This window comes from Flavobacterium algoritolerans (assembly GCF_030010385.1).
Lineage (GTDB): Bacteria > Bacteroidota > Bacteroidia > Flavobacteriales > Flavobacteriaceae > Flavobacterium > Flavobacterium algoritolerans.
The window spans coordinates 297418-319832 of record NZ_JASCRZ010000003.1; the positions used below are offsets into that span (position 1 = coordinate 297418).

Here is a 22415-nt window from a genome sequence, read left to right on the forward strand (position 1 = left end):
GATGATTGAAACGTTGTAATAATTTATACTTCAAAAGTATCTCAGTTTTTATTGGTTTAAAATTTATAGATACTGAACTGTAGAATTTGATGGATGAATTGTGATTTAGTCGAAAGTCATACAGTTGAAAGAGTTTACAAAGACAGTAGACTTTACGACTTTGTGACTTGTTTTAAAGATTCTTCAACTGATTGTCTTTTTTATCGTTGCTGATGGTCCAAAAGAATCCTACGAAGAAAAAACGATCGGCCGTAGGAACAATTTCTTTTCTGTTGTAAAAGCCTGTATTATCAGGATTGTTGGCATATTCGTATCCAAATACATTCTGACTTCCTAAAACATTAGAAACCGAGAAATATAAAATCTTTTGCTGTGACACTAAATAAGCCCAGTTGAAACTTAAACTGTTGTAGGATTTTGTTTTTCCGTTCATGAATTTAGCTTCGTTTGGATTGTTGTAAGGACGTCCAGAACTGTATGAATTCGTAAAACCTATTTGTGATTTCCAGTCGTTTATCCAGTATTTAGTAACGATTGACAAGCTATGATCTGCAACAAAACTTGGTGTCACTTGAGAACTAAAACTTTTATAATTTCTCTCTGTGTCGATGTACGAATAGGAAACCCAATATTCTAAGTTTTTGATTGATTTTCCGTCTCTCCAGAATAAATCCAATCCTTTCGCATAACCAGAACCGGAATTATCATAAACCGAATTATACGCCGCCATTTCTGTGTCGAATTTTACCAAACTACTGTAGTCTTTAAAATAGGTTTCTGCACGAAAGGTTTTTCCGTTTTTATTGTATTGAAAATTCAAGATGTAATGCGAAGCTTTTTCACTTTCAAACTGATGATTGTTGGAATACTTGATGTATTCCGCGTTTGGAGTTTGGGTGAAATCGCCATAAGCAAATGAAAACTGACTGTTTTTAGCCATTTTATACGCAAATGAAATTCGGGGTGAAATGGCGGTTTCATTCAGCAAATCGTTATTAGAAGCCCTAACTCCTACTTTGGCTGCCCATTTTTTAGAGAAGAAAATATCGGCTTCTGTATAAACAGCTCCAATGTTAGCATCGTACCCATTGGTGAAAACCGAACCTGTATTTTCCTTAAAATCTTCATTGAATTGAGTAACAAAATAATCCGCTCCAAAAGACAGTTTCAATCTTTCCGAAAAGCTTTTTCTTAATTTTAATTTCAAATGAGCCGCATTTTCATCATTAGCCACTTTATCTGAATCCAAATTTATTTTATTGTTGCTGTAACCATAACTTAACCCGGAAGTAATTTGCCAATTATTCCCAAAAACGCCTTTGTAAGAAGAATTCAAATAGAAATTATTGTTGTTCAAGTCAACTCTGATTTTCTCTGGCGAATTAATATTTTCCTGATTTATATCGAATTTAGAACTATCAAAAGCAGCGTATACTTTCAAAATTCCATTATTAAAGTTATAACGATAAACGGTTTCTCCTGACAACGATTGAAAAGGACTATTCCAATCCACATTTTGAGGAATAACCGCTTGATACGGCGCTAAATTGATATAATTCGCATTTACGCTCAACGAACTTTTCTTCCACTTTTGGGTATTCCCAATTCCTAAACCTACAGTCATCAAAGCGATTTCAGTTTTGTTTTGGTCTGGATCATCTTGTGTATTCAATAACAAAACACTAGATAATGCTTCGCCATATTCCGCTGAATAACCACCCGTAGAAAATGATATTCCGCTGAATAAAAAAGGAGAAAACCTGCCTCGTGTTGGCAAATTATTTGTGGTTGCGCCATACGGTTGCGCCACTCGAATCCCGTCTACAAAAGTTTGTGTTTCATTGGCTTCTCCACCACGAACAAACAATCTACCATCCTCGCCTACCGTTTGTGTTCCTGGCAACGTTTGCAAAGCCGCTATAATATTTCCCGCAGAGCCCGCCGTAGTCACGATGTCTAATGGTTTTAAAACCGATACTCTTGCTTTATCGCCCGCTTCTAATGTTCCTGCTGTAATCACAACCGCGTCAAGCGATGTAACACTTTCTCGTAATTTGATAGTTTTATTTTGGAAATTAGCCACATCAATTACTGTTTTTGAAGTTTCATAAATCAGGAAACTCACAACCAAAGTTTGATTCCCGGTTGTTGTAGTTGTAAAACTAAAATTCCCCGTTTCACTACTGGAAGCTCCGTCATAAGTTCCTTCAATAAAAATATTAGCACCTGAAACCGGTTTTCCTTTCTCATCCACCACTTTTCCTGAAATTGTATTTTGTGAAAAAATAGTTAAGCTGAATACTAAAAAGGCAAACGTAAAAATAAATTTAAGCCTTGCGTTCGAATGATTTGATTGTTGCGTAAATGTTGGTTTCATGATATTTGATTTTGATGAAGCAAATATCTATTGCAAAAATCAGAACCAGAAAAAGTTATTACTGAACTGTTGAAATTACAGGATGAGTTGTTTTGCCTAATACATTTCGAATTTGAAATCATGCATTTTTTATTTTATAATGAAAACCTTAAATTTGTGTACAACCAAATTCTGTAAAAATGAAAAAATCAATCTTATTCCTTTTATTGTTCTCTTTTAGCACCGTACTATTTTCTCAGGAAACGGAATCAGCATTTGATGAAAAACTGGCAAAATCTCTTAAAGCAGATGATTACGGAATGAAGCAATATGTATTTTGTTTGTTAAAAACTGGAAGCAACACAACGGCAACGAAAGAAGAAACTAAAAAACTATTTGAGGGTCACATGGCTAATATCAATCAATTAGCAAAAGAAGGAAAACTGGTTGTGGCGGGTCCTTTCATGAAAAACGAACGAAATTATAGAGGCATTTATATTTTTAACGCCAGTAGTATTGAAGAAGCTAAAACATTTGTGGCGACAGATCCTGCGGTACAATCGAAACTTCTGGAAGCAGAAATGATGCTTTGGTATGGAAGTGCGGCACTGCAGGAAACACTAAAAATCCATGATAAAATAACTAAAACTAAAATGTAATAGCAAAAATGACTAATTGTATTGCTTAAATTGAAAAAACTATGACAACTGAAAAAGAAAAAATGATTGCCGGAGAATATTATTTGGCAGGCGATCCTGTTTTAGTAAAAGACAGACGAAAATCTAAAAATTTACTCCATCGATTAAATGTTACAGAATACAGGGTAACAAAAAAAGCGAGAGAGATACTTAAAGAGCTCATTCCTAATGCAGGACCAAATCTTTATATTGAACCTCCATTTTTTTGTGACTACGGATACAATATCAGTTGTGGCGAAAATGTTTATTTCAATGTAAACTGCGTTGTTTTGGATTGTGCCAAAGTCACTATTGGTTCCAATGTCTTTTTTGCACCGGGCGTTCAACTGTACACCGCCACACATCCGCTGGATGCTGAACTGAGAAAAACACTGGAAAATGCATTGCCAATAACCATTGGTGATGATTGCTGGATTGGCGGAAATTCAGTTATTTGTCCTGGTATTACCATTGGGAATGGCTGCGTAATTGGAGCAGGCTCAGTGGTTACAAAAGACATTCCTGACAATTCTTTGGCAGTAGGAAATCCGGCAAAAGTGATCCGAAAATTAAATGTTTAATCAATATCCCAACCCAAATTACAACTCCTCAAGATTAAAATTTCTTATCTTTGTTATAAACATTTAAACTTTATAAAATCATCATGAAACATCTCAAAGCATTTCTAGTCTTGGCATTTATTGTAGTCGCAAACTCCGTTTCGGCACAATCCACTTTCGAAAAATGGCCTGCCATAAAAGAATTTCACGAAGTAATGTCACAAACATTTCATCCTGCTGAAGAAGGAAATCTTGCTCCAATCAAAGCACGTTCAGAAGAAATGATGAACAAAGCCGCCATGTTATTAAAGTCTGATATTCCTGCAGAATTTAGAACAAACGCTATATTGGCTTCAGCTGAAAGATTACAGTTAAAAAGTAAAGCACTGCATAAATTAGTTACTTCAAATGGATCTGATGCAGCAATTTTGAAATCAATCACTGATTTACATGACACTTTTCATGAGATTGTGGGACTTTGTTCTGACGCAAAAAAATAAAAACCTAAAGCCTAATCAACCGATTAGGCTTTCTTCCTTTTACACCTCATCAATTCAATAAAAATGCCACATTTATTAGCAAAACTTAAAAATGTTCCTATTGCGGTCATTAGCGAGATTTTAGAAAAAGACAAAGCCTTTCATGCCGAAAATAATATGTTTCTGGAGCATCTTTGGCAAAATGCCGATGATGAAGACGAAGTGTTTTTTCTTTTTCGAATAAATGATATTGATGAAACCAAAGCGCTGATACATCAACTTCATGCTGATGCTTTGACCCAAGATGCCAATGTAAATCTTCCAATAATGACTTATTTAAAATAACATGCTACAACTTAATAAAGTTCACCACATCGCCATTATTTGTTCTGATTATCAGAAATCAAAAACGTTCTACACAAATATTTTAGGACTAACAATTGTTCAAGAAATTTATCGCGCAGAAAGACAATCGTATAAACTGGATTTGGCTTTAAACGGAAATTACATCATTGAGATTTTTTCGTTTCCAAATCCTCCGCAACGCCCTTCAAAACCTGAAGCGGCAGGATTACGCCATTTAGCCTTTGAAGTGGATGACATTCAATTAACCCGCGATTTTTTAGTCAATAACAATATAAGTTCAGAAGAAATTCGTGTTGATGAACACACTAAAAAACGCTTTTTCTTTATTGCAGATCCAGATGATTTACCGATAGAGTTTTATGAAAAATAAGTCATTTTTGTTTATGAAAAAGTAAAAACAATGTATTAATCGCAAAAGAAAATAGTCCAATCCTTTTTTCAATTCAAATCTGATTTTGTTTCTTTAATTTTGTAATACTCAGACACATTACTTTTTCAAATGAACAATACCGCACAAATTAAAAAGAACTATCAATTCATTAAACTTCAAAAACTTGTTGTTGTATCCATTTTAATTGGTTTTCTTTCTGCTTTTTTGGGTGTTATTTTAAAAAACACAACTGAATATTATGAAGAAATCTTTTTTCACCAAACGATTGTAAATCCAATATTTTTTGTTGTTTTCCCCGTTTTTGGATTGTCAATTATTTATTTTCTTAGGGAGTATTTATTTAAGAAAAAGGAAAACAAAGGCATAAAAGAAGTTTTTGAAAGCACTAATTCCAATTCGAAGAATTTACCAAGCTATAAAATTCCTTCCCATTTCATTAACGGTTTATTGACCGTGGTTTTTGGTGGCTCTACAGGAATAGAAGTTTCAACAGTTGTCGCTTCGGCTACTATTGGTTCTGTTGCACAAAGGAAACAAAATGTATTCCGACAATACAAAACCGAGTTAATCTGTGCGGGAGTTGCGGCCGGAATTACGGCATTATTCAGCAGCCCAATAGCCGGAATTTTATTTTCTCTTGAAGTGATTTCAAAAAAAGTAACTCGAGCGTTTGTACTAACAAACCTGATAGCTGTTTCAATCGCTTTTGGACTCATTTATTTGCTGGACGAAAAACCATTGTTTGCAGTGCACATAACTACTTGGCATTTAAGAGCTATTCCCTACTTTATACTATTGGGAATTATTGCAGGAATAAATTCTGTTTATTTAACCCGTTGTGTGTTATTTTTTAAAGAACAATTTTCGAAAATAAAAGTGCCCTATTTCAAAATCATCTTCGGGTCTGTGGTTTTAAGTATTTCACTTTTTGTATTCCCTCAGCTTTATGGCGAAGGATATCACGCTATTAAAACTATTTTTATCAATCCAAATGGAATAGTACTTTCACTTTCATTAGTACTAACTTTCATTGGAATTTTAGTTTTGAAACCCATTGTTACTTCAGTTACGCTAGCCTCAGGAGGAGATGGCGGCGTTTTTGCTCCAAGCTTGTTTATTGGTGCGTTTTTAGGATTATTACTCGCATTGATTCTCAACACGTATTTCAATGCCAATGTAATACCGCTAAACTTCATCATAATAGGAATGGCAGCCGTTTTGAGTGCCAGTATTCATGCACCTTTCACAGCACTATTTCTGGTTTGCGGATTAACCAATGATTATACGTTGTTTCTTCCAATTCTAGTGGTTTGTTTGATTTCAAAATATACGGCTAAAATGATTTATCCGTTCACTGCTTACTCCTATTCCCCAAGTTTAGTAAAATAATTACCTATGCCTGTTCAAAAAATAAAAAGGAGTTATCGCAAAACCAAATACATTCTTTACAAAGAAACTTTAATTGATTTTAAGGAACATTTTTGGGCTTTTCTGGGTTCATTTATCGGCATCGGATTAATAGCTTACATGCAATCTAAAACTTTATTGCATGTAGATGTAGTCTATTTAATTGGGTCTTTTGGAGCTTCAAGCGTATTGGTTTATGGAATTATTCAAAGTCCATTGGCACAACCGCGAAATCTGGTTGGCGGACATATCGTGTCTGCACTTGTTGGCGTTACTGTCGCTAAATTGATACCTGATATTTTATGGATAGCTGCTCCACTGGCCGTTTCGTTATCTATCGTTTTAATGCAAATGACAAAAACGCTTCATCCTCCGGGTGGCGCTACTGCTTTGATTGCCATCATTGGCACACCAAAAATTAAAAATCTTGGCTATTGGTATGTACTTTATCCGGTTTTGACTGGCGTACTAATTTTATTGGTTGTCGCTCTAATTTTCAACAATATGACGCCAGACAGATCTTATCCAAATCATAAGAAGTACCATATCATTAGAAAAAAACTCGTTGGTAAGATTAAAAAAAGTATCTCTTAACATACACCCAAAACAAAGCACAATTAGCACATTTATTTTATACAAAAATCTAAACACTCATAGAATAAATGACAATCAATCACTTATTTCCTTTGAAAGTCATACACAAAAATCTTATCAACAAATCGAAAATCTAAAATCTAAATCTAAAAATTAAATTTTACCTTTGAGCTTTCAATAAAAACAAAGATTATGGTTTATAAATTTAGAGTGATTCTAGACGCGGAAGAAGATGTTTTTAGAGACATTGCAATACTTGAAGACGATACTTTAGAAGATTTGCACAATGCAATTTTCAATTCCTTCGGATTTGACGGAATGGAAGTGGCTTCGTTTTATACTTGCGATGAAACTTGGAATCAAGAAGATGAAATTTCACTTTTTGATACCGGTGATATTCCAGGGGAGCAAAAAATCATGAGCGATTACCAATTGTCAGATATTTTAGATAAGGAAAATACTAAAATCATCTATGTTTATGATTTCATCAATATGTGGACATTCCTTGTAGAACTAGCTGCAATAGAAGATCAACTTGCTGGAAATACCTATCCGGAAACTATTTTTTCTCACGGTGAAATGCCGGATGAAGCGATGGAAAAAAACTTTGAATCAGATAATGCCGATGACTACAATAATGAATTTGAAGACGGATTAGACGACGATGATTTGGATATGTTTGAAGGAGACGATAGTTTTGAAGATTTTGGATTTGAGGAAAACTGGAATTAAAGCATTATACAATTAAGAATCAAGAACCAAGATAAAAGACCTTTTTGCTGTCTTTCATCTTGGTTCTTTTATCTAAAAAAATAAAAATATGATCAATTTATATAATACACACATCGAAAACTTATCAATTCACAGAGTTGGTAATAAAAGTAGAAATGAAGCGATTTTTTTATCAGAGCAACCTTTTAATCTGAACGATGAAATTGTGCCTTTGATGAAAGAATTTTTCTTTAAACCATTTAGAGAAAAAGAAGAGAACTATTTTCAGTTTGCCCATGAAATTGATTTGGATTACAATGATATGTTCAAATTTGCAACTGAGATTTTTGAGAATCCAAATACGATTCATGAAGTTTCTCAAAAAATCACAAAACATTTATTTGAGCAATCTAATCATCCTCACATCAAGAATGGTGAAGTATATGTTACCTATTTAACCAACGTAAGCATTGATAATAATGTCGTGGATGCGATTGGAATTTTCAAAAGTGAGATTCAAGCTGACTTTTTACAATTTGAAGAGAAGGAAACGCATCTAGAAATGATTTTGCAACAAGGTGTGAGTTTAAATAAATTAGATAAAGGATGTTTAATCTTCAATTATAAAAAAGAAGAAGGCTATAAAATCTTGACTGTAGACAGCAACCGCTATGATGCCAGATATTGGCTAGAGCATTTTTTATCAGTTGATGCGTTTGAAGATGAGAACTTTATCACTAAAAAGTATTTAAAATTCTGTCAGAACTTTGCCAAAGATGTTGTTTTCCCTGCTGAGGACAAGAAAGAAGAAGTGATGTTTATGAATCGTTCCGTGAATTATTTTGCTAAAAATGATCAGTTTGAAGAAACTAATTTCTTAAATGAAGTTTTAGACAATCCTGATTTGATTCCAGAATTCAAAAATTACAAAATAGACAAAGGAGAGAAATACAGCATTGAAGATGTTACATCTTTTCCTATTGCAAATGCCGCAGTTTCTGATGCTAGAAAATCAATCAAAAACGTCATTAATTTAGATACACATATTCAAATTAAAATGGACTTCATCAATCCTGAAAGTGCCGAGAAATTTGTAGAAAAAGGTTGGGATGAAGAAAAACAAATGTATTACTATTTAGTTTATTTCAATAAAGAAGAGAAAAGCTAGTTTATTTATTCCTACTTCTAAATTTCTAATCCTCAACCACTTGAATGGCTGAGGATTTTTTTTAAAATAAGTTTAATTTTATAAGAATTTTATAGTTTTTTTCTAATTTAAAGTGTATTTAATCGATTTTATTTGATATTTAAACGGTTATTAATTAAGTTTAATCCCAATTTCAAATAACCAAATAGTATGAGTACAGCTGAAATCAAAGAAAAATTTCTCAGTAAAAAAATTCTGTGTTTGCTATTTGGTCATAAAATAATTACAACCCGAAATATAACAAATCATTTCAAAGAATTTAAATGTACAGTTTGTGAGCTCGAATTAACTAACGACGAGAAAGGCAGAAAAACATTTCTTACACCAGAACTAAAAGAAATAAATGAAACCCTCATAGGTTTCTACAATAAAAGAATTCATTCAGTGTAAAATTAATTCCAGAAATTATTACAATTCATTTGATTACCAAAACAACCAATTATTACTTTTTATTCTTAAAAAAATGCTCACGTGAATGTTTCAAAAATAAATATTCAATTATGTTTAGCTTGCAAAAAAACATGTTAATTCTTCTATTACTAAAATCAATACTTATCTTGACTCAGAAAAAAATCAAAAAAAACTACTACTCGACAATAGCATTTCTGTCAGATAATTTCCCAAAAAAACAGGCGTATTTTGTAACACAAAAAATTTGATTTTCTAAATTAAAATCAAAGTAATTCTTTAGAAAAAAGAACCGGAAATTTGTCAATACAATTTCGTTTATTAGTAATTTTGTATTCTAAATAAACTATCAGATGGATTATCATTTGTTTAAAGAAAGCCCGTTCAAAACTCTAATTTCGTTCCATAAACTCATTGAAGCTTTAGAGAAAATCGCAGTTACTAATGTCGATTACCGCTCAAATTATGCGAAAGCTTTATTGAAAGAAATAGAACCTTTTCCTGAATTCAAAACTGGAATCGAGGATTTGAATTTAATTCCTGAAAACGAAACTCTGATAAACTATTTATTAGCTGATCTTTTCCCTACCGCGCTGACTCAAAACGAAATTAAAGCGGCTACCATTCCTTTTCAGAACTTTACGTTCAATTACTCCGAAAGATTCAAAAAAATACTTCAAAATGCCGGAAGAACATTTGATATGACTATCAGGGATTTTAATCAAAATCAATTCTACATCATGAATTGTATTTTGATTTTGAATACCTTTTATAATCAGCATTTTGATTTTAACAGACCTTTATTTTACGATATCCCAGATGCAAATGGCATCATGAAGCATTATAGAATTTTATATAATGCTGATTTTATGGAAATCATCCCTACTGATAAATCAATAACATTATCTGCTGAAGATATAGATTTATTGATGGATAATTATGATAATATCGATTTGTGGAAAGAAAAATTCCCTTCTGAAAGCTGGATTTTAAAAGGCTTTGGTATCGTATCACTATTTGACGCATCTATTGAAAGTGCAATCTCAAATTTGAAAAGTAGTCTTTTAAAATCAGAAAAACATCAGACGGATAGTAGTAATGATTTTGAAACTATTTTTCGCTCTATTTTTAAAGTTTCAGATTTGAAAGTTGGTTTTATCATTTACAATGAAGAAGATGAAAAGTTTGTTAAGCCTCCCTATGATGATAAAAAAATAGACAGTTTTATTCTACACGACATGCAAGAAGTCGATTGTAAAAATGCACTTTTTGGTTGCTCATTGGAAAATATTTTGGAACAAAATAAACCGTTTGTAATTTCAAATGTTGAAAAATTTGCCAAAACATCAGAAAATGAAAAACTGGGAGAACATTTTTTAAAACTCAATATTCAAAGCTGTATTCTTGCTCCGGTGATAAAAAACGGTAAACTTTTGGGCATCATAGAATTAGTTTCGGGAAAACCAAGAGAACTTAACAGCATTAATGTAAACAATCTGGATTTGATTTTACCATACGTGGTAGACACATTAGAGCGTTACAAAAATGATATGCAACACCAAATAGAAGCTATCATTCAAAGAGAATATACAGCCATACACCCAAGTGTTTATTGGAAATTCAGAAGAGAAGCGCTTAAATATTTTCAGACTAATAATCCAAATAAAGACTATATTTTCAAGGAAATCGTGTTTAAGGAAGTATACCCTTTGTATGGTCAAATAGACATTAAAGGTTCATCTAATCATAGAAATGAAACGGTAAAAGAAGATTTAAAAAATCAACTGGGTGCTCTTATAAAAATCTTTGAAAATCAAAATTCAAATACTAATTTGGTTTTATTGGAACAACGAAAGTTTGAATTGCAATCATTTTACAATCAATTGGAATTCCCTTTAAAAGCGGATACCGAACAACAAATTCAACTTTACATAGAAAAAGAAATTCATCCTATTTTAAGGAATACAAAAACTAATGCGCTAGGTGAAACGCTGGAGCAAAATTACTTTGAAAGTCTAGATGAAAAAACAGGAATGTTTTACCATTCGAGAAAGAAATTTGACAATGCCATGTCTATTGTCAATAAAAAATTAGCTTCTATTCTGGATAAAAAACAAGTTGAAGCACAAAATATTTTTCCGCATTATTATGAGCGTTTCAAAACCGATGGTGTGGAACACAATCTTTATATAGGTTCATCAATTACGCCAAGTAAAGATTTTGATAGTATGTATCTTCATAATTTGAGATTATGGCAATTGCAAACCTTGTGCGAAATGGAGCTGGAACACCATCAACTCAAATCTACTTTGCCTTATGAACTTGATGTAACTTCGTTGATTTTAGTGTTTAGTTCTGCTATTTCTATCCGATTTAGAATGGATGAGAAACGTTTTGATGTTGACGGTACCTACAATGCCCGTTACGAAGTAGTAAAAAAACGTATCGACAAAGCCAATATCAAAGGAAGCAAAGAGAGAATTACCGAAAAAGAAAAAATTACAATTGTCTATTCCCATAATAATGAGGAAACAGAATATTTGAATTATATCAAATTTCTACAATTTAAAAAAGTATTGGAACCAACCATCGAACAATTTGAAGTGGAAGAATTACAAGGCGTTTCGGGTCTAAGAGCAATCAGGGTAAAAGTGATTAATGATATTAAAGAACAAACGCCCAAAAACTTTTCTTACCAAGATTTACTGGATGAATTGAATTAAGTACCAACCATTTTAAACGCAATTACAAAAGCAATTACCGAGATTATAATTCCTATCATGAAAAAATTATAGGCAACTCTTAATAAACGGTATTTTTTCTCGAGAACTAATCCCAGAAAATATAAATCCTTAATCATGGAGTTATAAAGGTATTCCCTATCTTTCATCATTTCGTTCATAGCCCATTGGTATTCATCCAAAGGCATTTTATAGAAGTTTCCAAAGAATAGTAAATTCACTTTTTTATTTTCAATATCTTGTCGTGTAAAAACTCCTTTCGTCACTTTTGGTCGTGTGGAAAGTATGGCGAAAATAATAGTAATAACACTGGAAATCAGCATGATGAAAGTAGGAACCATCAGATGAACATTTTTTGGACTGTCTAATTTTGGAATCAACGTAGAAAGCGCTATCGAAATAATAATAGCATTTACAGAGAGTAAAATATTGGCTTTACTGTCAGCAATTCCGCTTAAACTGGTATGATTATTCAATGTTACCCTAAATAAAGTATCAACCGCTCGTTCCGGTTTTTCTTCTTTTTCTCTTTTTTTATATTCTTTATCTGGTTCGTTATTCGTTTTCAAGTTCATTTTTTTTATTTTTTTCTGAAGACGTTTTATGTTTTTCTCCTTTAAAGGTTGCCAATTTTCAATGGCATAATCCGTATAAAACCGATGAATATTAGCTAAAAAATTGAAGTTCTCTACAGCCCAATCTTTATCAGTAAAAGATTTTCCTTCTATATTTCTCCATTCGTTTCTTAACCCTTCACAGCTAAAAATATAATCATCACTCAAAATATGGAAATAATCGGCATCTTTTATTATTCTTTCAAAAAGGGTTTTGGGAACATACTCCTTTTCGGTGGCTTTGATTAATCCTGCCACTTTCTCAATATAGTCCGCAGATTTTCCGTTTTTTGTTAAAAAATCAGAAGCTATTACAATGCTTGAATCTTCATGATTACTGCAACCCGTTATATATCCTGTGTCATGAAACCAAGCGGCAACAACTAAAACCTCTTTATCATAAGTAGTTATACCTTCACTATCAGCAAGTGTAACAACAGCATTAACTACATCACGGGTGTGATTAAAATTATGGTAAGTATATGAATGAGAAAGTTTATCTTTGAGCAATTTACTAACAAAATTTTCTACTTGTTCAATAAGGTTCATACAGGAATTTTTACACTACTAAAATATGAAATTGTTTTCGGATAATCGTTTTATAACTTCAAATAAAGCAGTTTTTATATTATTTGCTTCGGGATTCATTTTTCAATCGTGTGCAACACATCACGCACAATTTGGTAAAAAAATCAAAAATCCGGTACTACAAAACGGAACAGATAGCTCAAAAATTGCACATACTTTTTATTTAATTGGTGATGCAGGAAATGCCAATGAAGAAAAAGCACAACAAACAATGGGTTTACTGGAAGATCGATTAAAAAAAGCAAACAATAATACAACTCTTTTATTTCTTGGCGATAATATTTATCCAAAAGGATTACCCAATACGGATCATACAAATGAGCGAATTATTGCTGAAACCAAATTAAAAAATCAACTTCAATTATCTAAAGACTTTAAGGGTAAAACTATTTTTATTCCCGGAAATCACGATTGGTACAGCGGAATAAAAGGTCTGGAACGCCAAGCAAAATTTGTAACGGAATATTTAAACGATAAAAAATCATTTTTGCCCAGAAAAGGCTGTGGGATTGATGATGTAGAAATCAATAAAAACCTAACTTTGATTACTATCGACAGTCAATGGTTTCTGGAAGACTGGGATAACAGCCCCACTATAAACGATGATTGCACTATAAAATCAAGAGAAGCTTTTTTTAATGAGTTAGAAGATATTCTGAATAAAAATCAGGAGAAAACAATAATTCTGGCGTTACATCATCCACTAATGAGTAATGGAACACACGGTGGCCAGTTTTCATTGGAAAAACAACTATTCCCATTAGAACAAAAAATTCCGCTTCCTGTGTTAGGTTCCGTTATCAACTTTGTCCGAAAAACATCTGGAATAAGCCCGCAAGACATTCAAAACAAAGACTATACTATTTTCATAAAACGCATAAAAACACTATTGCAGAGTCAGGATAATGTTATTGTGGTTTCTGGTCACGACCATAATTTACAATACATTGAGAAAGACAATATCAAGCAAATTATAAGTGGTGCCGGATCAAAATCAGAGGCTGCAAAAGCCGTTTTTCCAAATGATTTTTCTTATGGTGGAAATGGGTATGCCGCATTAAGCATTTATGAAAATGGAGCTGCAAAAGTTTCTTTTTACGGAAAAGAAAACAACAAAGAAAAACTGATTTTCGAACAATTTATAGTGGCTAAAAAAGATGATTTCAGCACCAAAAATTTTCCGACTTCATTTGCTAAAACTACCTCTGCGACCATCTATTCAGAAAAACAAACAGATAAAAATGCATTTTATAGATTCCTTTTCGGGAAGCATTATCGAAAGTATTACAGCTTACCGATAGAAGTAAAAACAACAACGATTGACACTCTTTTTGGTGGTTTAAAACCAAAACGTGCCGGTGGCGGACATCAATCCAGATCATTGCAAATTGTTAACAAAAACGGAAAAGAATATGTAATGCGCGCCTTGAAAAAAAGCGCTTCTCGTTTTCTGCAATCGGTAGCTTTTAAAGACCAATTTATCGAAAATGAATTTGAAGATACGTATGCCGAGAATTTTTTACTTGATTTCTACACCACTTCACATCCTTACCTGCCTTTTGCTGTTGGGAATTTAGCCGAAAAAATTGGTGTCGCACATTCAAATCCTGTTTTATATTATATTCCTAAACATAAAGCTCTAAAAGATTTCAATGCAAATTTTGGTGATGAATTGTATATGGTGGAAGAGCGTCCTACTGATAGTCAAATAGACGTAAAAAGCTTTGGGAATCCTACAGCAATAATCAGTACGGAAGATGTATTGAAGAACCTTCATAAAGATGAAAAATATGTCATTGACGAAGAGGAATATATCAAAGCACGATTATTTGATATGCTCATTGGAGATTGGGACAGACATGAAGATCAATGGCGTTGGGGAGAATATAAAGTGGGCAAAAAAATAATTTACAAGCCCATTCCTAGAGATCGTGATCAGGCATTTACAAATTATGATGGAGCATTGCTGACTCTTTTGATGAATATGCCGTCATTACGCCACATGCAAACCTTTAATGAGAAAATTAAAAATGTAAAATGGCTGAATCGTGAACCTTATCCATTGGATCTTGCTTTTCTAAAAACTGCCAATGAAAAAGATTGGTTACAACAAGCCAAATACATTCAGGAAAACCTTTCGGATAGTGCTATAGAAAATGCATTTAATAATCTGCCAAAAGAAGTTCAGGAGGAAACTATAGCAGACATAAAACGTAAATTAAAAATACGAAAAACAGAATTACAGCGCTATGCATCTGACTATTATAGAGTGCTTCAAAAAACAGTTTTAATTGTTGGTACCGATAAAAAAGACAAATTTATAATCCGTCAGACAGCAAAAAATAAAATTGATATTGAAGTGTATCGTTTAAAAAATGAAGGAGATGAATTGCTGTACACAAAAGATTTTGTTGCTGCAAACACAAAAAATATTTGGATTTATGGATTGGATGATGATGATATTTTTGAAGTAAAAGGAAACGCGAAATCAGACATAAATATTCGATTAATTGGAGGACAAAACGAAGATTCCTATACTGTAGAAAATGGAAAAAAGGTAAAGATTCATGATTTTAAATCAAAAACGAATACCTACGTTTTAGATTCAAAAACCAGAGTTCTTTTGTCTGATGATTATGAAGCCAGTCTTTATGATTATGAAAAGCCTAAATACAATGCTTTTTCAGGATTACCAAATATTGGTTTTAATCCTGATGATGGTGTCAAAATAGGTTTTATTACCAACTACACCATCAATAAATTCAATCAAAATCCGTACACGCAAAAACACATTTTAAAAGCAAATTACTTTTTTGCCACAGACGGATATGAACTTATTTACAATGCACATTTCCCGAAGTCTATTGGCAAATGGGATTTAGATTTGGAAAGCCAATTCACGAGTCCAAATTTTACAATTAATTATTTTGGCACTGGAAATGAAACCGTAAACAATAATGAAACTTTCGGAATGGATTACAACCGCGTGCGCATCCGAATGCTGAAAGTTCTGCCATCAATCAAAAAAGTGGGTAAATATGGAAGTACAATCCATTTCCAAACTTCCTTTGAGCAAATCAGCGTGGAGGAAACCAATAATCGATTCATAAACATTCCCGGAATCGTAAATCCTGCTATTTTTGACAGTCAACAATTTGCAGGAGCAACACTTAAATACAGTTTCGAAAATTATGACATCCCTTCATTTCCTTCTATGGGAATGGGATTTTCTATAGCTGGAACATGGAAAATGAATTTGAATGATGCAAAAAGAAATTTTCCTTCATTAGAAAGTAAACTGAATTTCAACCATAAAATTGATGCCAATGGCAAAGTAGTTTTGGCGACTATTTTGAAAGGGAAAATGTTGCTAAATAACAATTTCGAATTTTATCAAGCTGCGGTTTTGGGAGGTGATTATGACTTAAGAGGTTTTAGAAACGAACGCTTTTTAGGTAATCAATCCTTCTATCAAAGCAGTGATATCCGATGGAATTTAGGAAAAATCAGAAGAAGCGTTTTGCCTATGACTTACGGAATTCTGGGTGGTTTTGATTATGGTAGAGTTTGGCAAAAAGGCGAGGATTCAGATAAATGGCATCAATCTTTTGGAGGTGGATTATGGCTCAACGGTCTGAATGTAGTTACAGCCAGAATCACTTATTTTAAAACTGCCAATGAGGAAGCCCGAATTGCTTTTGGTTTAGGATTTGGGTTTTAGTTTTTTGATACTTACCTCATAAACATTCCCTCCAATGCTTTTGGATCTTTCATCGGCAATAAAAAGTCTGTCATTATCAATAAAAGAAGCCGCTTCTTTTTGGGAAAAATGATCTAATTCTAGGATAGTTTTTGTTCCTTTTAGAAAATTATCACCTTCGAAACTTTCGAATAAAAAAACTTTATCATGAGTCAAAACAGCAACTTTGGACTCATCAGGACTTATTGTTGCAGCTGTAATTGCACAATGATTGTAATTGTCACAAGTTTTGAATTCCCCCATTAAAACTGCCTGATAAAAACCTGCCGTATTGGGGATTTTGTATAAAAAAGCGGTTCCGTCAAAACCTTTGCTTCGATTTTTGGTGAAGAGGTAGAAATTATTTTTAAACTCAAAAAAACCTTCTACATCATAGAACATTTCTGTTTTTTTAGGAGGAAAATCTTTTTGTTCCGGATACTCAAATGAAATTTTGTAAGCCGGAATTGCACTTTCAGTAGCTAAAGAATTTTTATCAATTTTATAAATACTCAAATCCTTTCTTTCATTGTCATTGTTGCCAAAATCTCCAATATATAGATTTCCATCTTTGTCTTTAGTAATATCTTCCCAATCAATATTCTCTGTGTTTTCGATGGTTATCGTTTTTTCAATTTTGCCATTTACAAAATTCAGTCCATAAATTTCATTCGCATTGCCGCTGTCTTCCAGTGACCAAAGCAAATTACTTGATGTCAAATAAGTAATTCCCGAAACTTCTTTTAGCTTTTTAGGTAGCGAATAAACTGTTGTCAAAGCACCTGAATCTTGTTGACAAGACAAAAAAGTAAAAACAGATAAGATGAAAATATAGTTTCTCATAGTTGAATTAATGTAAATTATAAATTTATAAAAAGACTAAAATTCCGTTTTAAATAAATTTGTGTTTTTAAAGTTTCTCGTAATAAATTCAAAAGCAGCACTCATGATATTACCCATAGATTTTGCTTTTTTAAAATTCAAATCATTCGTGTAACGGTACAATTCTAACTGCAATTGCTTCAAATGTTCTTCTGGAGCAATAACATCATTTCCCATAATTTGCAATAATCTTTTGATACGATTCTCGGCAGAATGAATTCTTTTGGCAAGAACCGCTCTTTCTTCGTCTTTGTATTGCTCGATTGAACTGTTTTGAAGTTTGTCTTTAACTAATTTTACCATTGGATAATTTTCTTTGAAAAATTGAGGTCGGTAGACTTTAAAATTCCCTTCGTAACATTGCTGGTCAAAATCGATAGCACGTATTTTATAAACAACGTGGTCAAAATCATGTGTAGGAACAATTACATAATTATAGGAACGCATGTCTCCCAATAATCGTATCATGCAACGCTCGTTGAATTTCACAAACTCTTTTGCAATTTGTGATTTTTCAGTTTCGGTACAATCTGCCAAAAGTGTTTTTATAAAAACATCACCAGGAATTCCCATGATATGCTCCTCTATCAAAGTGTCATTGTACACTAAAAAATTTATTTTATCCGGAGATAAAATATGTTCTAATTCAAGTCCGTAAATACGGGAAGCATCTGCTTTCTTGATATAAAAATGAGTGTAATTGTCATTCAGAATATTTCTGACTTTTATTCGAAATGGCTTCGAGTTCCCAAAAGTGCAGTAGTCAATGGAATCCACATTCAAAAATTTAATAATCCCCAGATTACCATCAGAATGGAGCAAGGAATAGATTTTTTTTAGATTCAAATCAATTTCTTGCCTTTCAAATTCGTTATAATACACCCGAATCCATAAAGTATCTTCGTCATTTTTATCATAAACGTTCACAGATCCTGAAAAACGCAATAAGTCATCGTAAAAAATAGAAACTTTTGATAAACGGTCAAAACGCTCCAAGTATTCCAAAAGTGATTTGTTTATGGGATAGGATGGTTTTTTAAAAAGCATTACTGGCTCACTACTCATTTGAAAAATAATTTGTTACAAAATTACAATAAATTAAGTCGTTGAAGGGTATTCCTTTTTAAATATGTGTTTTCAAACTACTTAGTAATCAGAAATGAAAAAGGGTTTCGAATACCATTTTGATTTTCTGTTTTAAAACCAAATAAAGGTATACCATAAGCACTAAAAAAGACTAAAAAATCAAAAATAAACCATAACTACTTAATTATTAGATATAAAAAATGGCTTTTATATTTTTTTAAAATTTATAATAAAAAACGCAAACAACTAAAAAAGAACGTATTACATTTTTTTAAATAAAATAAAATTACAAGTCAGTAGTTTTTTATGTTAAAAATAGTTAGCTCAAAGATTTAAATTTTATATTTGATTATCCCCAAGACTATTAAAAATATATAAACCCTACTGATGATAGATAAGCTTGAACTCTATTTCAAGGCCGCGCAATCAGCCAAAATTGGAATATGGAAAATGAACCTGCAAACCAATGACGTTTTTTGGGATGCTGTTACGAAATGTATTCTTGAAGTTCCTGAAGATTTTGAACCGGTAAATGGAAACGGCATAAATTTTTATACAGAAGGTGAAAATAGAGATCGAATTAAGGTACTTATCGAAAAAGCGATCAATGAAGGAATTTCATTTAATGATAAATTTCAGATTACTACAGCTAAAAACAACATCAGGTATATTGAATGTATTTGCCAAGTAGAAATTATTGACGGAAAACCTCTAAATTTATTGGGTACATTCCAAGACATAACAAATGAACAGAATCTAATCAATGAGCTACAGTTAAATGTAGAAAAATTTTCTTCGATTTTTTCCAGTGCCAATGATGCCATTTTTATTATTGACACGTCAAATGGGGTAATTACTGACTGTAATCCCCGATCATCAGAACTTACTGGATACAATAATTCTGAATTAAAGGGTTTACATAATTCAAAATTATTTCCGGTTGAGTTAAGGACAGAGCTTCGGTTATTCTTGAAATATAATCTAACACGAAATGAATATACCGTAAATGAAACGTATATCAAAACAAAATTAGGAGAAACAATTCCTGTTGAAATAGCTTCCGGAAAAATATTTCAAGTCGACAACATAAAGTATTTAGTTTGTTTCATTAGAGACATTAGCGAAAGAAAGAACGTTGAAGCTAAATTGAGTTTACTATCGCTTGCGGCTTCTGAAACTACAGATACCATTGTAATAGCAAATGAAAAAGGAGAAGCAGTATGGGCAAATCAAGCCTATTTAGATCTTACCGGTTTAAATATGGAGGAAATAATAGGAAAAAAACCTGGTTATTTATCCAAAGGCCCTGAAACTGATTTAAACGCTTCATTATTAATGAGAAAAGCAATTAAAAACAAAGAAAGTATCAAAATCACAATACTTAATTACAATAAAAAAAACGAGAAATATTGGTTTGAATTAAATATAACTACCGTGTTTGACAGTAATAATAATTTCATCAATTTTGTTGGTGTTGGTAGAAACGTAACCCAACGAATTGAAAAAGAGTTTGAACTTAAACGCTTATTGGATGTAACCAGTAGTCAAAACAATAAATTATATAATTTTACCCATATTGTTTCCCACAACATACGCTCACACACAAGTAATTTATCAATGGTAGTGGATGTAATTGAAAATACCGATGATATTGATGAAAAACTTTCTTATTTTGATTTATTTAAAGAAGGAACAGAAAAACTATCAGAATCAATTGAATATTTGAATGAAATTATTACCATTCAACAAAAAACAAATATTGAAAAGACTAAGATTCAGTTAAAAAATGAAATTGAAAAAACAAGAATGGCTTTAAGTTTAGCCATAAAAGATAGTCAAATAACGATTACGCATACAATTCCAGAAAATCTGATTGTTAATGTAATTCCAGCATACTTAGATAGCATTTTGCTGAATTTATTCACAAATGCCATTAAATATAAATCTCCTGACCGGAAAGCTACTTTAGAAATTAGTTACGAAATCATTAAAGATTACACTATTATTAACTTTAGAGACAATGGGTTAGGCTTAGATTTGAAAAAAAATAAACATAAACTTTTTGGGATGTATAAAACATTTCATGGTAACGAAAATGCAAAAGGAATTGGATTATTTATAACCAAAAATCAACTCGAAGCTATGGATGGAAAAATTGAAGTTGAAAGCGAAGTGGGTCACGGTACTAATTTTAAAATTTATTTAAATGAACAATAAATTAACATACATTATCGATGATGACAAACTAACCGTGAAATTGATGAGTATTCTCATCTCTAAAAGTAAGTTTTGCGAAGAAATCCATTCCTTTAATAATGCTCAATTTGCCATTGATAAATTAAAAGAAAATTGGGATGATAGTGAAATTCTACCTGATGCTATTTTACTTGATTTAAATATGCCGGTGATGGATGGATGGCAGTTTTTGGATGAATTTATTCATTTACCTATAAAAAAAGAAATTTCAATTTTTATCATGACCTCGTCAATCGACCCTGCTGATATAGAAATGGCAAAAAAATATGATGTGATAAAAGATTATATCATGAAACCTATCACTGCAAACAAATTAGATATGCTATGCAAACTAATTTCAAAAATAAACTAATTTAAGTTTAGCAGTAACAATTTCCTATCTTGTTCGTCCTATTATTAAATCAAAAAGATGAACCCATTGGAAACTATACTTTCTATCAAAAATATCAACAAACGTTATGGCTCACTTCAAGCCTTAAAAAACGTTTCTTTCGACATACATAAAGGCAATGTATACGGAATTTTGGGCCCTAACGGAAGCGGAAAATCAACAACTTTAGGCATTGTTTTAAACGTAGTTAACAAAACCTCCGGAGAATACAGCTGGTTTAGCGGTTCAATGGAAACGCATGAGGCTCTAAAAAAAGTAGGTGCCATTATAGAAAGACCAAATTTCTATCCTTACATGACTGCTAAGGAAAACTTAGAACTGGTTTGTAAAATTAAAGGAATCAACTATGCAAAAGTCAATGAAAAACTTGAATTAGTAGGTTTAGTAGATCGACAAAACAGTAAATTCAGTACTTTTTCTTTGGGAATGAAACAGCGGTTAGCCATTGCTTCTGCCCTACTGAATGATCCAGAAATTTTAATTCTTGATGAACCCACAAACGGTTTAGACCCTCAAGGGATTCATCAAATTAGAGACATCATTAAACAAATTGCCTCAAAAGGAACTACTATTTTACTCGCTTCTCATTTATTGGACGAAGTAGAAAAAGTATGTACCCATGTTTTGGTTTTAAGAAAAGGCGAAATCCTATACACTGGTTTAGTGGATGGTATGTCAGCAAATGAAGGCTTTTTTGAATTGCAAGCTGATGATACTGAAAATTTAATCCTGGCGGTTACAACTCATCCTGCAATTAAAAATGTAGTAAATGAGGAAGGGAAAGTTTTAGTTTATTTAAAAAATGATTTGGAAGCTAAGGAATTGAATCGATTTCTTTTTGAAAAAAATATCGTACTAAATCATTTGGTAAAACGTAAAAACAGCTTAGAGGAACAATTTTTAGAACTGACTAAAAATCAATAACAATTTCAATTAGAATTTCAATACAAATAAATTCTAAA

Annotated in this window: 18 protein-coding genes; 14 read left to right on the forward strand and 4 right to left on the reverse strand. The window is 32.1% G+C overall.

Annotated features, from left to right (window positions below; genetic code table 11):
* Positions 1–172: 172 nt before the first annotated feature.
* Positions 173–2377 (reverse strand): TonB-dependent receptor, encoded by a 2205-nt coding sequence (locus tag QLS65_RS09120; protein ID WP_282716959.1) that lies wholly within the window; start codon positions 2375–2377, stop codon positions 173–175.
* A 179-nt stretch (positions 2378–2556) separates the two neighbouring features.
* Between QLS65_RS09120 and QLS65_RS09125 the strand changes: the two genes are divergently transcribed.
* The 10 genes from QLS65_RS09125 to QLS65_RS09175 all read left to right on the forward strand — a co-directional run bounded on the left by QLS65_RS09125 (position 2557) and on the right by QLS65_RS09175 (position 11879).
* Positions 2557–3015 (forward strand): YciI family protein, encoded by a 459-nt coding sequence (locus tag QLS65_RS09125; RefSeq protein ID WP_282716961.1) that lies wholly within the window; start codon positions 2557–2559, stop codon positions 3013–3015.
* A 41-nt stretch (positions 3016–3056) separates the two neighbouring features.
* A complete protein-coding gene (locus tag QLS65_RS09130; RefSeq protein WP_282716963.1) occupies positions 3057–3614 on the forward strand; it encodes a sugar O-acetyltransferase in 558 nt (185 codons plus the stop codon).
* A gap of 83 nt (positions 3615–3697) precedes the next feature.
* Positions 3698–4093, forward strand: coding sequence for a hypothetical protein (locus QLS65_RS09135; RefSeq protein WP_282712161.1), 396 nt, complete (start codon positions 3698–3700; stop codon positions 4091–4093).
* 63 nt (positions 4094–4156) lie between these two features.
* Positions 4157–4417 carry a hypothetical protein gene (locus QLS65_RS09140; protein WP_282716965.1) on the forward strand — a complete coding sequence of 87 codons (261 nt, stop codon included), beginning with the start codon at positions 4157–4159 and terminating at the stop codon, positions 4415–4417.
* 1 nt (position 4418) lies between these two features.
* Positions 4419–4808 (forward strand): SMU1112c/YaeR family gloxylase I-like metalloprotein, encoded by a 390-nt coding sequence (gene gloA2 / locus QLS65_RS09145; protein ID WP_282712164.1) that lies wholly within the window; start codon positions 4419–4421, stop codon positions 4806–4808.
* A gap of 129 nt (positions 4809–4937) precedes the next feature.
* On the forward strand, positions 4938–6218 hold the full coding sequence (locus QLS65_RS09150) for a chloride channel protein (RefSeq protein ID WP_282716967.1): 1281 nt from the start codon (positions 4938–4940) through the stop codon (positions 6216–6218).
* A gap of 6 nt (positions 6219–6224) precedes the next feature.
* A complete protein-coding gene (locus QLS65_RS09155) occupies positions 6225–6830 on the forward strand; it encodes an HPP family protein (RefSeq protein ID WP_282712166.1) in 606 nt (201 codons plus the stop codon).
* A gap of 192 nt (positions 6831–7022) precedes the next feature.
* Positions 7023–7562, forward strand: coding sequence for an IS1096 element passenger TnpR family protein (locus QLS65_RS09160; RefSeq protein WP_282712167.1), 540 nt, complete (start codon positions 7023–7025; stop codon positions 7560–7562).
* An 88-nt stretch (positions 7563–7650) separates the two neighbouring features.
* Positions 7651–8709: a nucleoid-associated protein gene (locus tag QLS65_RS09165; protein ID WP_282712168.1), complete on the forward strand. Its 1059-nt coding sequence runs from the start codon at positions 7651–7653 to the stop codon at positions 8707–8709.
* An 800-nt stretch (positions 8710–9509) separates the two neighbouring features.
* On the forward strand, positions 9510–11879 hold the full coding sequence (locus QLS65_RS09175; RefSeq protein ID WP_282716971.1) for a GAF domain-containing protein: 2370 nt from the start codon (positions 9510–9512) through the stop codon (positions 11877–11879).
* On the opposite strand, the gene QLS65_RS09180 is transcribed toward QLS65_RS09175, so the two are convergent.
* Positions 11876–13060, reverse strand: a complete 1185-nt coding sequence (locus QLS65_RS09180) for a Pycsar system effector family protein (protein WP_282712172.1) — start codon at positions 13058–13060, stop codon at positions 11876–11878. The two genes, QLS65_RS09175 and QLS65_RS09180, sit on opposite strands and share 4 nt — an antisense overlap.
* A gap of 25 nt (positions 13061–13085) precedes the next feature.
* Between QLS65_RS09180 and QLS65_RS09185 the strand changes: the two genes are divergently transcribed.
* The gene (locus tag QLS65_RS09185; protein WP_282716973.1) at positions 13086–16820 is read left to right on the forward strand and encodes a metallophosphoesterase; all 3735 of its coding nucleotides are present in this window, start codon (positions 13086–13088) and stop codon (positions 16818–16820) included.
* Here the strand turns inward: QLS65_RS09185 and QLS65_RS09190 are convergent.
* Both QLS65_RS09190 and QLS65_RS09195 read right to left on the reverse strand, forming a co-directional pair.
* Positions 16803–17681 (reverse strand): esterase-like activity of phytase family protein, encoded by an 879-nt coding sequence (locus QLS65_RS09190; protein ID WP_282716980.1) that lies wholly within the window; start codon positions 17679–17681, stop codon positions 16803–16805. The genes QLS65_RS09185 and QLS65_RS09190 overlap by 18 nt on opposite strands.
* A 36-nt stretch (positions 17682–17717) precedes the next feature.
* Positions 17718–18785 (reverse strand): hypothetical protein, encoded by a 1068-nt coding sequence (locus QLS65_RS09195; RefSeq protein ID WP_282712175.1) that lies wholly within the window; start codon positions 18783–18785, stop codon positions 17718–17720.
* 408 nt (positions 18786–19193) lie between these two features.
* On the opposite strand from QLS65_RS09195, the gene QLS65_RS09200 reads away from it, so the two are divergent.
* From QLS65_RS09200 to QLS65_RS09210, 3 genes are all read left to right on the forward strand, one after another.
* Complete coding sequence (locus QLS65_RS09200; RefSeq protein ID WP_282716985.1) at positions 19194–21023, forward strand: PAS domain S-box protein; 1830 nt, start codon at positions 19194–19196, stop codon at positions 21021–21023.
* Positions 21013–21414 (forward strand): response regulator, encoded by a 402-nt coding sequence (locus tag QLS65_RS09205; protein ID WP_282716987.1) that lies wholly within the window; start codon positions 21013–21015, stop codon positions 21412–21414. Before QLS65_RS09200 ends, QLS65_RS09205 begins: the two co-directional genes overlap by 11 nt.
* Positions 21415–21480: 66 nt before the next feature.
* On the forward strand, positions 21481–22377 hold the full coding sequence (locus QLS65_RS09210) for an ABC transporter ATP-binding protein (RefSeq protein WP_282717172.1): 897 nt from the start codon (positions 21481–21483) through the stop codon (positions 22375–22377).
* The last annotated feature ends 38 nt before the right edge of the window (positions 22378–22415 follow it).